Here is a 12,763-nt window from a genome sequence, read left to right as displayed (position 1 = left end):
ATGGACGCGCAAACCCGCAAAGCCCACGCCTTCAAAGCCCTGCATGAACGCCCGGGGATTTTCGTTATTCCCAATCCGTGGGACGCCGGTTCAGCGAAGATGCTCGCCAGCCTTGGCTATCAGGCACTGGCGACGACCAGCGCCGGTTACGCATTTTCCCAGGGCAAAGCCGATGGTGCTTTGAGTCTCGATGAGACGTTGGCGAATGTCCGCGCGATTGTCGCAGCCACCGATTTGCCGGTAGCGGTGGATCTGGAAAACGGTTTCGCCGATGACCCGGTCGAATGCGCCCAAAGCGTATTGCGCGCAGCCGAAGCGGGCGCGGTAGGCGCCTCAATCGAAGACGCCACCGGCCGTGAAGACGCCCCGATCTATTGCTTTGAACACGCCGTGGCGCGCGTCGAAGCCGCCGTCGCTGCCGTACGCACGTTGCCGTTTCCCTTCAGCCTGACGGCCCGTGCGGAAAACTATCTGCACGGCAATCCCGATATCAATGACACCGTCCGCCGCTTGCAGGCTTTTGCCGAGGCGGGCGCCGACGTGCTGTATGCGCCCGGCTTGCGCAATGCTGACGAAGTGCTGGCGGTGGTGCGTGCGGTGGCCCCCAAACCGGTCAACGTCCTGATGTCCGGCGGGCTGAAGATGACGGTGCAGCAACTGGAAGACATCGGTGTGCGGCGGATCAGTACCGGTTCGGCATTGGCCCTGGCCGCGTTCGGCGAATTCTTCCGTGCGGCTGAAGAAATCCAGCAATCGGGCACATTCGGTTTTACGTCGCAGTCGATGCCTTACGCCAAGGCCAATCAGTTTTTCAAAGGCTGAACAGGGTGCGATGGATTCCATGGGCTGTGCTGCTGGTCATTGTCGGCGCCATGGTCAGTGTCTGGCGTGGTTGGCTGCCAGTGCCGCCCGAGTGGAACCCGTGGGCGCCGCTGGATGTAAAGGCTGCACCCAATTGGCTGACCGGTTACAAGCTGATGCGCTTGCGCGGTGACCCAGAGCTGTGTGCGCAAGCACTGGCCAGCTCGGCGTTGCGCGTGACGACGCAAGCGGACAGCCCCGACGCCAAGTGCCCGCTGATTGGCGCTTTGCGCGTTCAGGGTGCAGAGGTGGCCCTGAGCAGCAGCTTCCTCGCCAGTTGCCCGTTGGCGGTGGCTTACGCGATGTTCGAGCGACACACCCTGCAACCCGCCGCGCAGGCCGTTTACGGCGAGAACGTCGCACGCCTGGATCACCTCGGCAGTTTCGCTTGCCGCAATCTTTACAACCGCGAGAGCGGCGCGCTCAGCCGGCATGCCAGTGCCGATGCGCTGGATATCGCCGGTTTTCGTCTGGCGAGCGGTCGCCGTGTCAGCGTGCTAAAGGATTGGCCCAAGCAGAATCAGGACGCACAGTTTCTGCGTCAGGTGCGTGATGGCGCGTGCAAGGCATTCAGTGTGGTGTTGAGCCCGGATTACAACGCGGCGCATCGCAATCATTTTCATGTCGATATCGGGCGCTGGAGCGTGTGTCGCTGAGGCTTAGGCGGCGATGCGCAGGTTCTGCAAAACGATCGGGCGTGCCCAGCCGTTATCGAAGTCCAGCGCCTTTTGCTGTTCGGCGATTTCTTGCGGCGAGAACGGCGGGAATGGCTTGTCCAGCAAGTCCAGATCGAACTCGGCAATCGGCAAGTACAGTGGACGCTTGTGCGGCGCAGCGCCTGGCTCCGGAATCGGCTGACCATTGTTGATCACGATCGGGCGAACCCAACTGCTGTCGAAATCCTGCTGCTCTTGCTGAGCTTTGATTTCTTCCGGCGGGAACGGTGGGAATGGCTTGTCGGCCAGTTCCATTTCGAACTCGGCGATTGGCAGGAACAGCGGCTCCGGCGGACGCACTTCGGTTTCAACGACTTCGCATTCACGCTGGCTGACGATATGCGCGTGCAGTTCGCTGCCCAGGGTCGGCTCTTCAGGGCTGTTCAGGTCAACCGGTGGAAACGTGCCGCAGGCGGGCACCACTTCACTCGTCTGTTCGGCCAGGGCCTGGGCAAAGAAATCCTGCCACAGGTGACTGACGCCGCTCAGTGCTTGAGTATTTTGACGGCTGAAATCGCCATGGGGCGAGATGTAGCCAATCGATGTGGGAAGAATGCCTGACATTTTTTTCGGTTGACGCTCAGCTCTGGCAAAATGCGCGTTGATTGGGTTATCGGCGGTTTCTGCCGATCCTTAACTTTTTTGAGCGTGTTTTCCATGATTGAGCAACCCGCGGCCTGCCGCATCCATGTCCAGGCCCTTGGCCCGATGTTTGAAGCGCAGGCCGAGCAGTGGGCCAAGCGTCTGGGCCTGCCGTTGCAAGTGGCTGATGGCGAGTTTGCCTTGCAGGTCGGCGAGCAGGGTTTGCAACTCCAGCAACTGGGGCCGGATGCGCCGGGGCCTGTGCGCGTGGACTTTGTCGAGGGCGGTGCGGCGCATCGTCGTTTATACGGCGGTGGCAGCGGGCAGATGATCGCCAAGGCTGTCGGCATTGCCCAAGGTGTGCGCCCGCGGGTGTTGGATGCCACAGCAGGGCTGGGCAAGGATGCGTTCGTGCTGGCGAGTCTGGGGTGCGAGATGAGCCTGATCGAGCGCCAGCCGCTGATCGGTGCGTTGCTGGAGGATGGCCTGGCGCGCGCGGCGGAAGATTTCGACGTGGCGCCGATTGTGGCGCGGATGAAGTTGCTCAAGGGCAACTCCATCGAGGTCATGCGCCACTGGGAGGGCGAGCCGCCGCAAGTGATCTACCTTGATCCGATGTTCCCGCATCGGGAGAAAACCGCGTTGGTGAAGAAGGAAATGCGCCTGTTCCGGCCGCTGGTTGGTGATGATCCGGATGCACCGGCGTTGCTTGAAGCGGCGTTGGCACTGGCCACGCACCGGGTGGTGGTCAAGCGGCCGCGCAAGGCGCCGTGCATCGACGGGCCGAAGCCGAGTCATGCGCTGGATGGCAAGTCCAGCCGGTATGACATTTACCCGAAGAAGGCGCTCAAGGCTTAAGACCGCGTCGCTGCCATCGCTAGCCTGCTAGCGATGGGGCCGGCCAATACAGCGCAAAACTCAGGGCCGATACGCCCGCATAAACAATCCCACGACTTCCTGCACATGGCTCTGCGCCGCCTCGTCAGTCAACGGCTCCCCACAGCCATACAACAAGCGAAAATTGCCCGCGCCCTTGATCAGGCAGAAGAAATGCTCAGCCGCGTTACGCGGCAGGTCGATGTTCAGCGCGCCGCTTTCGTGGATCTGCGTCAACAGCCGCTCCATCCCTTGCACCATGCGCTCGGGGCCGGCCTCAAAGAAAATCTGCGACAGTTTTGGATCCTGCGCGCCCAGTGCCATGATCAGGCGATGCAGATTCACCGATTCATTGCTGTTGATCAGGTGATGAAAGCCCCGGGCAATGTTCAGCAACACATTTTCCACGGCAATGCCGTCCGGCAATTCGAAGAACAACGGCGGTAATTGTTCCTCGCATTTGGCCACCACGGCGGCGGAGAACAGTGTCTCCTTATCGGTGAAATGGCTGTAGACCGTCAGCTTCGACACGCCGGCCTCGGCGGCCACCGCGTCCATGCTGGTGTTGGCATAGCCATGACTCAGAAACAGAATTTTCGCCGCATCGAGAATCGCCTGACGTTTGGCCAGATCCTTGGGGCGGCCCGGGCCGTTTGGAACTGCAAGATTGTTCGACATTCTTCGCTTTTATTACTGGACTGGTGAGTTTGCTATTAATAACATACCGGCCAGTATAATTATTCCAAGCACCATTAGCGAAAGGTCCGTCACCATGTCCCGCCATGCACTGCACCTCACGTGGCCATTTGCGTTGCCAGTCAGCCTGGTTTTTTTACTGTCCGCATGTGGCCAGGAAGAGGCAGCGCCCGTTACCGTGCGACCGGCGATGGTGGTGCAGCCAGAGCCTTCGGCGCAGACGATGGAAAGCTATCCGGGCGAAGTGCGCGCCCGTTACGAACCTGATCTGGCGTTCCGCATCGGTGGAAAAGTCAGCCGACGACTGGTCGAGGAAGGTCAGCGCGTGAAGGCCGATCAGCCGCTCGCCGAACTTGATCCCCAAGACGTACGCCTGCAACTGGAAGCGACTCGCGCCCAAGTCTCTGCCGCTGAGGCCAATCTCACTCTGGTGCGCGCCGAACGTGACCGCTACAAGACGCTGATGGATCGGCAGATGGTCAGCCGCTCGGCCTACGACAACGCCGAAAACCTTTATCGCTCCGGCGAAGCCCGCCTCAAACAGATCAAAGCCCAATTCAACGTTTCGACCAATCAGGCCAGTTACGCCGTGTTGCGTGCGCCCCAGGACGGTGTGGTTGCCAAGCGCTCGGTGGAAGTGGGGCAGGTGGTCGCCGCAGGGCAGACGGTGTTTACACTCGCCGCCGATGGTGAGCGTGAAGTGCTGATCAGCCTGCCGGAACAGAGTTTTGGCAGGTTCAAGGTCGGTCAGCCGGTTACCGTAGAGCTCTGGACGCAGCAGAACCAGCGCTTCGCCGGGCAGATTCGTGAGCTGTCGCCATCCGCCGATCCCAAATCCCGCACCTTCGCTGCCCGTATCTCTTTCACCAGTGGCAAAGTCCCGGCCGAACTCGGCCAGAGTGCGCGTGTGTTCGTGCAATCAGCCAATACCGCGTCGCTATCGGTGCCGCTTTCGGCACTGACGGCCGAGAACGGTGCGACCTACGTCTGGGTCGTCAGCGCCAACAACACCTTGAAGAAGACCCCCGTGCGAGTCGGCCCATTCGGTGAAAAAACCGTGCCGGTGCTCGAAGGCCTCAATGCCAGCGACTGGGTCGTGGCTGCCGGCGTGCATGTGCTCCTCGAAGGGCAGCAGGTGCGCCCCGTGGATCGTTCCAACCGTGTGGTCAATCTGGCGGACAAGGAGTAAGTCCCGATGCGCTTCAACCTTTCCGAATGGGCGCTGCGTAATCGCCAGATCGTACTGTTCCTGATGCTTTTGCTGGCCATCGTCGGTGCGTTGTCCTACACCAAACTCGGCCAAAGTGAAGACCCGCCGTTCACCTTCAAGGCCATGGTGATTCAAACCCGTTGGCCAGGGGCGACCGCGCAGGAAGTCTCACGGCAGGTCACTGAACGCATCGAAAAGAAACTGATGGAAACCGGTGAGTACGAGCGCATTGTTTCGTTCTCTCGTCCTGGTGAGTCTCAAGTCACCTTCATTGCGCGCGACTCGATGCATTCGGTGGAGATTCCCGATCTCTGGTATCAGGTACGCAAGAAAATCAGCGACATCCGCCAGACGCTGCCGCCGGGCATTCAGGGGCCGTTTTTCAACGATGAATTTGGCACGACCTTCGGCAATATCTACGCGCTGACCGGCGACGGTTTCGACTACGCCGTGCTCAAGGATTACGCCGATCGCATCCAGATCCAGCTGCAACGGGTAAAGGATGTCGGCAAGGTCGATTTGCTCGGTTTGCAGGACGAGAAAATCTGGGTCGAGCTGTCGAACGTCAAACTCGCCACCCTCGGTTTACCGCTGGCGGCGGTGCAACAGGCGCTGGAGGAACAGAATGCGGTGTCCACGGCGGGTTTCTTTGAGACGCCTACCGAGCGCTTGCAGCTAAGGGTTTCGGGGAATTTTCAGACGGTCGATGAGATCAGGAACTTCCCCATCCGGGTCGGTGATCGCACGTTCCGTATCTGCGATGTCGCCGACGTGCGGCGTGGATTCAACGATCCGCCGGCGCCGCGCATGCGCTTCATGGGCGAAGATGCGATCGGCCTGGCGGTGGCGATGAAGGGCGGCGGTGACATTCTGGTACTGGGTAAGGCGCTGGAAGGCGAGTTCTCGCGTATCCAGAAAAACCTCCCGGCCGGTATGCAACTGCGCAAGGTGTCTGACCAACCGGCAGCAGTGAAAACCGGGGTTGGCGAGTTTGTCCAGGTGTTGGTCGAGGCGCTGGCGATTGTGTTGCTGGTGAGCTTCTTCTCCTTGGGCGTGCGCACCGGCATGGTCGTGGCGCTGACCATTCCGCTGGTCTTGGCGATGACCTTTGCCTGCATGTATTACCTGGGTATCGGCCTGCACAAAATCTCCCTCGGTGCGCTGGTTCTGGCGCTGGGCTTGCTGGTGGACGACGCGATCATTGCCGTGGAGATGATGGCGATCAAAATGGAACAGGGCTTCGACCGGATCAAGGCCGCGAGCTACGCCTGGACCAGCACCGCGTTCCCCATGCTCACCGGAACGCTGATTACCGCCGCAGGCTTTCTGCCGATTGCCACGGCGCAGTCCGGCACCGGTGAGTACACCCGCTCTATTTTCCAGGTGGTGACCATCGCGCTGCTTGCTTCGTGGGTGGCAGCGGTGGTGTTCGTGCCGTATCTGGGTGAAAAACTGCTGCCGGATCTGGCGAAAATTCATGCCGCCAAACACGGTGCCGGGGACGGTCAGTCGGACCCTTATGGCACACCGTTCTATCAGCGCGTTCGACGTCTGGTGGAGTGGTGTGTGGTCCATCGTAAAACCGTGATCGTGCTGACGTTGGGGCTGTTTATCGCGTCGGTGATGTTGTTCCGCTTCGTGCCGCAGCAGTTCTTCCCGGCCTCAAATCGACTGGAATTGATGGTCGATCTGAAACTCGCCGAGGGCGCTTCGTTGGCCAATACCACCGGTGAGGTCAAGCGGCTTGAAGCAATACTCAAGGAGCATGCCGGCATCGATAACTATGTGGCCTATGTCGGCACCGGTTCGCCGCGTTTCTATTTGCCGCTGGACCAGCAACTGCCTGCGGCGAGCTTCGCCCAGTTTGTGGTGTTGGCCAAAAATATCGAAGAGCGTGAAGCGCTGCGAACCTGGTTGATCGATACGCTCAACGAACAGTTTCCGGCGCTGCGTTCGCGGGTGACACGTCTGGAAAATGGCCCGCCCGTGGGGTATCCGGTGCAGTTTCGCGTCACGGGTGAGCACATCGAAGAAGTTCGTGCGCTTGCCCGCAAGGTGGCGGCCAAGGTGCGCGAGAATCCCCATGTGGTCAATGTGCATCTGGACTGGGAAGAACCGAGCAAAGTGATCTACCTGAACATCGATCAGGATCGCGCTCGGGCACTTGGGGTGAGCACAGCCAGTCTGGCCAAATTCCTCCAGAGTTCGTTGACCGGGTCGAGTGTCAGCCAATATCGCGAAGACAACGAGTTGATCGAGATTCTGCTGCGCGGCACGGTGCATGAGCGCACTGAGCTGTCGCTGTTGCCGAGCCTGGCAGTGCCGACTGACAACGGCCGCAGCGTCGCGTTGTCGCAAGTGGCCACGCTGGAATACGGCTTTGAGGAAGGCATCATCTGGCACCGTAACCGCCTGCCGAACGTGACGGTGCGCGCGGACATTTATGACAAGGAGCAACCGGCGACGTTGGTGAAACAGATCCTGCCGACGCTGGATTCGATTCGTGCCGAGTTGCCGGACGGTTATCTGCTGGATGTCGGTGGGACGGTGGAGGATTCGCAGCGGGGGCAGAAGTCGGTGAACGCCGGGGTGCCGATGTTCATTGTCGTTGTGCTGACGTTGCTGATGGTGCAACTGCGCAGTTTTTCGCGCACGGCGATGGTGTTTTTGACGGCGCCGTTGGGGTTGATCGGGGTGGTGCTGTTTTTGATGGTGTTTCGGCAGCCGTTCGGATTTGTGGCGATGTTGGGGACGATTGCGCTGTCGGGGATGATCATGCGCAACTCGGTGATTCTGGTGGATCAGATCGAGCAGGATATTGCCTCGGGGCTCAGGCCTTGGCAGGCGATTATCGAGGCTACCGTGCGGCGCTTTCGGCCGATTGTGTTGACGGCTCTGGCGGCGGTTCTGGCGATGATTCCGTTGTCGCGCAGTGTGTTTTTTGGGCCGATGGCGGTGGCGATCATGGGGGGGTTGATTGTGGCGACGGCTCTGACGTTGTTGTTTTTGCCGGCGTTGTATGCGGCTTGGTTCCGAGTGCGTCGGGAGGCTTGAGGCTTGGCGGCCTTTGGGCCGACCATGCTGTGGGTGTTCTTGGTGAATATCCGTTGCTTCGGGTGCTGGCTCTGGCGGTTTCGCTTTTACAGCGAGTCCCTTTTGCAAACGCCCAAAAGGAACCAAAACGCTGGGCCCCGGCGTACGGCCCGCTCGCTGGGGCTCGGGGTGCCTTCGTTGCGGGTTTCATCCGGGGGCATCGCCTCCGGTTTGCTGCGCTGCACCTCCTTTCGATGTGTTCGACTTCGTCGAACGGCGCTGCGCGCCTACCCCCGGATGAATCCCGAAACGAAGCCTGCCGAAGGGGCCGGTACGTCAAGAGCTGCAGCCGAGCTAACGCTCATCCTGTTGAGTGGTGAAGGGCGACGCGGGGCTAGTGTGTGGTGTTTTTGCTTTTCGGTGTGGGTTTGCCAGCGATGGCGGCCTGACAGCCGACCGATTGCGACCTGATGACACTCGATGCCATTGTGTGAGACAGCCTGCTGGCACTTCTCGAAGTCGATCCGCAAACCTGACGCCTGCAAAAAAGCCCGCTGAACGTATGACGTTCAGCGGGCTTTTTGGTGTTCAGAACCTTACAGCGTCCCAAACACCTTCTTCGCCAGACTTGTTGCAGCAGCGGCGGGGTTTTTGCGGATGGTTTCTTCCTGTTTACCGATCATCTCGAACAGGCCGTTAAGTGCTTGCTCGGTGACGTAGTTTTCGACGTTGGCGCTCTTGGCGTCGACGACGCCGAAGGTCGCGGCCTGGCCGGCGAAGGTGTTGTATTTCTGCGCCACGCCGACCTTGTCGGTGGCTTGTTTGACGATTGGCAGGAACTTGGCACGGATCTGTTCGCGGCTGGATTTGTCCAGGTACTGTGTGGCCGAGTCGTTGCCGCCGCTGAGGATGCCTTTGGCGTCGGCCACGCTCATTTTTTTCACGGCGTCGACGAGGATCGGCTGGGCCTGGGTCACGGCGCTTTCCGCGGCTTTGTTCATCGCGGTTTCCAGTTCTTCGACCTGGGCGCCCATGCCGAAGGCTTTCATCTTGCCGGCGACTTTGCCGAGTTTACCCGGCAGTTCGATTTTCACGTCCGGGTTGTTGCTGAAACCGCCCGGGGTACCTAATTGTTTGACGGCCAGTTGTGCGCCTTGGGTCAAGGCGTCCTTGAGGCCGCCGGTGGCGTCGTTTTGTGACAGGTCGCTGAGTGACAGGGCCATGGCGCTGGCGCAGATCATCAGGCCGGCGCACAGGCCGGCGAAGCGAAAGGTGGAACGGAGCATGGCGGCTTCCTTGTTTCAGAAAATGAATTAACGCGCGGCGTCAACGCGGATTTTCAGCGGCTGCGGATCGTTGCCGTCCAGTTGCACGGCATGGTTTTCGGTGGTGATGAACATCAGTTCGCCGTTCACTTCAATGCGTGCGCTGACCGAGTAACGGTGGCCGGGTTTGACCTGCCCCGGATCGTAGCTCAAGTGGAACGGCAGCGGCACCTGCCCTTTGACCGGGCCTTTCTGTTCATCGAGTACAACGGCTGGGGCGTCGGCCAGTGAAACGTCTTGCAGGCTCACGCTCAGCGTTGCGCTCGGTGGCAGGGCGATGCGTTGCAGGTAGAACACTTCGCCGTCGAGGCTGACCTTGCCGGCGGGAGTGGTCGATTGGCAGGCGCTGAGCAGGGCAGCAGCAGCGAGAATAGTCAGTTTTTTCATGGCAAATCTCCTTTCATTGTGGGAGCGGGCTTGCTCGCGAAGGCGGTGTGACACTCAACAGCGATGTTGAATGTTGAACCGCTTTCGCGAGCAAGCCCGCTTCCACAGGGTTTTCATCAGGTCTCGGGCGGTGTGGCGACTTGGTCGGCCGCATCTTCACTGCGATGCAGCGCCACCTGACGGATCGACAAACGAATGTCCGCCGGCAACACGCGTTTGGCCGCACCTTCGGCCAGTTCGCCGAGCAGTTCGTGGTAGCTCAATTTGCCCGCTTCGTCGCGGCGCAGCACGTCGAGGTCGAGCAGGGTCTGGATGAAGTGGCGGAACAGGCTCTTGTCGAAAAACTCCGGGGCGTTGAGGCCATGCAGGATCGACAGGCGCTGAGCCATGACCGTGCAGAGGTCTTCCAGTTCTTCGGCGCTGACGGCGTTCTGGCCGGCGTTGAGCAGCAGCGACACGGTCATGTAGAAACGTTGCAGGGTCTGCGCAATGCTCTTCGACAGCAGCGTCAGCAATACGAAATGCCGCGAACTTGGCGCCGGACGCAGGTAGACGTCTTTCTCGAAACGCAGCAGACCTTGCTCGACAAATGCTTCCAGCCACTGATCGACCACGGCATCGAGTTCGTCCAGGCTCCAGCGGATGAACAGCTCCGACTGTAAGTACGGATACAGCGCGCGGGTGTAGCGCAGGATCTGTTCGCGGCTCATGCGCGAGGTGCTCTGGAAGAAACTCGCCAGCAGCGCCGGCAGGGCAAAGATGTGCAGCACGTTGTTGCGGTAGTAGGTCATCAGGACGGCGTTCTGCTCGTCCAGATAGAGAATCTTGCCCAGCGCATCGCTTTGCTCGGACAGCAGGTCCATGTCCTTCACATGTTCGATCAGCGCACGGCCATCACCTTCCGGCAGGGTGGTGTGTGGCGAGTACGGGACTTTGCGCAGCAGGGCCAGATACAGATCCAGCACGCGCGCCATGGCCCGATCGTCCAGTGCCAGGCGGCTGGTCGACAGAAGCGCCAGTGCCACCAGGTTGACCGGGTTGATCGCTGCCGCTTCGTTGAGGTGCTGGGCGACTTTCTCACCGAGGCGATGGGTGGTCGCGTTGAGCCACGCGGGTTTGTACTGCGGGCCAAGTTCCTGTTGGCGCCAGCCCGGTTGCTCGGCATCGAGGAATTGCGCCAGTTTGATCGGTTCGCCGAAGTTGACGGCCACCTGACCGAAACGTTGCTTGAGCGCGCCGATGACTTTGAAGATGTCGAAGATCGACTCTTTCTTCTTGCTCGCACCCCGCAGTTCGCCCAGGTAGGTGCGGCCCTCCAGCACGCGTTCATAACCGATGTACACCGGCACAAACACGATCGGCATGCGCGAGGAGCGCAGGAAGCTGCGCATCGTAATCGCGAGCATCCCGGTTTTCGGTTGCAGCATGCGCCCGGTGCGCGAGCGGCCGCCTTCGACGAAGTACTCGACCGGGAAGCCTTTGGTGAACAGGGTGTGCAGGTATTCGTTGAACACCGAGGTGTACAGCGGATTGCCCTTGAACGTGCGGCGCATGAAGAACGCACCGCCACGGCGCAGCAGGCTGCCGATCACCGGCATGTTGAGGTTGATCCCGGCGGCGATGTGCGGCGGGGTCAGGCCGTTGCGGAACAGCAAGTACGAGAGCAGTAGGTAGTCGATGTGGCTGCGGTGGCACGGCACGTAGATCACTTCGTGGCCCTGGGCGACCTTCTGCACGCCTTCGATGTGGTTGACCTTGATGCCGTCGTAGATCTTGTTCCAGAACCAGCTCAGCACCACTTCGAGGAAGCGGATCGCGGTGTAGGTGTAGTCCGAAGCGATCTCGTTGCCGTAGCGCAGGGCTTGGGCCTTGGCTTTTTCCGGGGAGATGTTTTCGCGCTCGGCCTCATCAAGGATCGCTTGCTTGACCAGTGGCTGGTTGAGCAGGCCTTTGACGAGGTTGCGGCGGTGGGAAATGTCCGGGCCGATCACCGCCGCTTTGAGGTTGCGAAAGTGCACGCGCAGGATGCGCTGGGCCATGCGTACGGTGCGCTCGTGGCCCTTGTTGTGTTCGATCAGCTCGCGCAAGTGGATCGGCGCAGAGAATTGCACACGGGTTTTACGCCCCAGCACGATGATGCTCAGCAGCCGGCGCAGACGTCCGGTGACCGCCCAACTGTCGGCGAACAACAATTTCCACGGGCTCGACTCGCTGTCCGGCGACTGCCCCCAGAACACGCTGACCGGGATGATTTGCGCATCTTCGGCGGCGTTCTGGGTGAGGGCGCTGACCAGGCGGGTCAGGGTCGGCGGCGCGCCGCGTTTGTCCTGACGGCCGAGCCAGTCCGGGTCTGGCGTCAGGTAAAAGAACGCCGCCGGTTCGATCAACGAACCGATCGACACCGGCAGCACCGGGCGAGGCAGGCCGGCCTTGGTGCACTCGGTATCGACCACTGCCAGGTCGGTGAGCGATGGGTTTTGCAGGACGTAGAACACCGGACGACTGCGGTCGAGGTTGAGGGTGAACGACGACTGATTGATCGTCTCGGAGCGAACCCAGAGGTACAACAGTCGGCGCAAGGTGCCAAACACAAGACGGCGGAACGGGGAACGGGTCATACGGCTTCTGCGTGAGTGAATAAAACCGAGCGTTTGCTCGGGCGGTCGACAGTTTGCCGGATTCATCGAAAATCGGCAAAAAAGCGGCGAAGTAATCTCCTGTTGAGACTTTTCGCTCCTGTCATATACTCGGCGGTCTGTCGCCGGGGCCCTTTTATGGACGTCGGACGCAGGCTGACGTTCCTCAAAGGCTTTCCTGCGAAAAGCCTGTTCAATAATAAAAAAGGAGTATGAACAGATGGCAACACGTGAAACCGGAAACGTGAAGTGGTTCAACGACGCCAAGGGCTACGGCTTCATTCAGCGCGAAGACGGGGTGGACGTGTTCGTGCACTACCGCGCGATTCGCGGCGAAGGGCATCGGTCGCTGACCGAAGGCCAGCAGGTCGAGTATGCGGTGATCACCGGCGAGAAGGGGTTGCAGGCTGAGGATGTTGTGGGTCTGTAACGCAAACCTTC

Annotated in this window: 11 protein-coding genes; 6 read left to right on the top strand and 5 right to left on the bottom strand. The window is 60.3% G+C overall.

Annotated features, from left to right (window positions below; translation table 11 throughout):
- Window positions 1-822 carry an isocitrate lyase/PEP mutase family protein gene (locus AACY11_RS08985; RefSeq protein ID WP_339494463.1) on the top strand — a complete coding sequence of 274 codons (822 nt, stop codon included), beginning with the start codon at window positions 1-3 and terminating at the stop codon, window positions 820-822.
- Window positions 823-872: 50 nt separating this feature from the next.
- The gene (locus AACY11_RS08980) at window positions 873-1,517 is read left to right on the top strand and encodes an extensin-like domain-containing protein (RefSeq protein ID WP_339464427.1); all 645 of its coding nucleotides are present in this window, start codon (window positions 873-875) and stop codon (window positions 1,515-1,517) included.
- A gap of 3 nt (window positions 1,518-1,520) precedes the next feature.
- Here AACY11_RS08980 and AACY11_RS08975 read toward each other — a convergent pair whose 3' ends face one another.
- Window positions 1,521-2,141, bottom strand: coding sequence for an energy transducer TonB (locus AACY11_RS08975; RefSeq protein WP_339430524.1), 621 nt, complete (start codon window positions 2,139-2,141; stop codon window positions 1,521-1,523).
- A 93-nt stretch (window positions 2,142-2,234) separates the two neighbouring features.
- Between AACY11_RS08975 and AACY11_RS08970 the strand changes: the two genes are divergently transcribed.
- The gene (locus tag AACY11_RS08970) at window positions 2,235-3,017 is read left to right on the top strand and encodes a class I SAM-dependent methyltransferase (RefSeq protein WP_445261505.1); all 783 of its coding nucleotides are present in this window, start codon (window positions 2,235-2,237) and stop codon (window positions 3,015-3,017) included.
- Window positions 3,018-3,077: 60 nt separating this feature from the next.
- Here the strand turns inward: AACY11_RS08970 and AACY11_RS08965 are convergent, their stop codons facing one another.
- Entirely contained in the window at window positions 3,078-3,713 is a 636-nt protein-coding gene (locus AACY11_RS08965) for a TetR/AcrR family transcriptional regulator (protein WP_339494461.1), read from the bottom strand.
- A gap of 94 nt (window positions 3,714-3,807) precedes the next feature.
- Here AACY11_RS08965 and AACY11_RS08960 point away from each other — a divergent pair, with 94 nt between their 5' ends.
- Window positions 3,808-4,920 carry an efflux RND transporter periplasmic adaptor subunit gene (locus AACY11_RS08960; protein WP_339494459.1) on the top strand — a complete coding sequence of 371 codons (1,113 nt, stop codon included), beginning with the start codon at window positions 3,808-3,810 and terminating at the stop codon, window positions 4,918-4,920.
- A gap of 6 nt (window positions 4,921-4,926) precedes the next feature.
- Window positions 4,927-7,995, top strand: coding sequence for an efflux RND transporter permease subunit (locus AACY11_RS08955; protein ID WP_339494457.1), 3,069 nt, complete (start codon window positions 4,927-4,929; stop codon window positions 7,993-7,995).
- Between the two features lie 575 nt (window positions 7,996-8,570).
- Here the strand turns inward: AACY11_RS08955 and AACY11_RS08950 are convergent.
- From AACY11_RS08950 to plsB, 3 genes are all read right to left on the bottom strand, one after another.
- Window positions 8,571-9,260, bottom strand: a complete 690-nt coding sequence (locus AACY11_RS08950) for a DUF4197 domain-containing protein (protein WP_339494455.1) — start codon at window positions 9,258-9,260, stop codon at window positions 8,571-8,573.
- A 27-nt stretch (window positions 9,261-9,287) separates the two neighbouring features.
- Window positions 9,288-9,686: a YbaY family lipoprotein gene (locus AACY11_RS08945; protein WP_339464328.1), complete on the bottom strand. Its 399-nt coding sequence runs from the start codon at window positions 9,684-9,686 to the stop codon at window positions 9,288-9,290.
- 116 nt (window positions 9,687-9,802) lie between these two features.
- Window positions 9,803-12,304: a glycerol-3-phosphate 1-O-acyltransferase PlsB gene (gene plsB, locus AACY11_RS08940; protein WP_339494453.1), complete on the bottom strand. Its 2,502-nt coding sequence runs from the start codon at window positions 12,302-12,304 to the stop codon at window positions 9,803-9,805.
- Between the two features lie 238 nt (window positions 12,305-12,542).
- Between plsB and AACY11_RS08935 the strand changes: the two genes are divergently transcribed.
- Window positions 12,543-12,752 carry a cold-shock protein gene (locus tag AACY11_RS08935; RefSeq protein ID WP_007908870.1) on the top strand — a complete coding sequence of 70 codons (210 nt, stop codon included), beginning with the start codon at window positions 12,543-12,545 and terminating at the stop codon, window positions 12,750-12,752.
- Window positions 12,753-12,763: the final 11 nt, after the last annotated feature.

Source organism: Pseudomonas sp. RA_105y_Pfl2_P56 (assembly GCF_963970845.1).
GTDB classification, from domain to species: Bacteria; Pseudomonadota; Gammaproteobacteria; order Pseudomonadales; family Pseudomonadaceae; genus Aquipseudomonas; species Aquipseudomonas baetica_A.
This window is presented reverse-complemented; position numbering and strand designations above follow the sequence as displayed.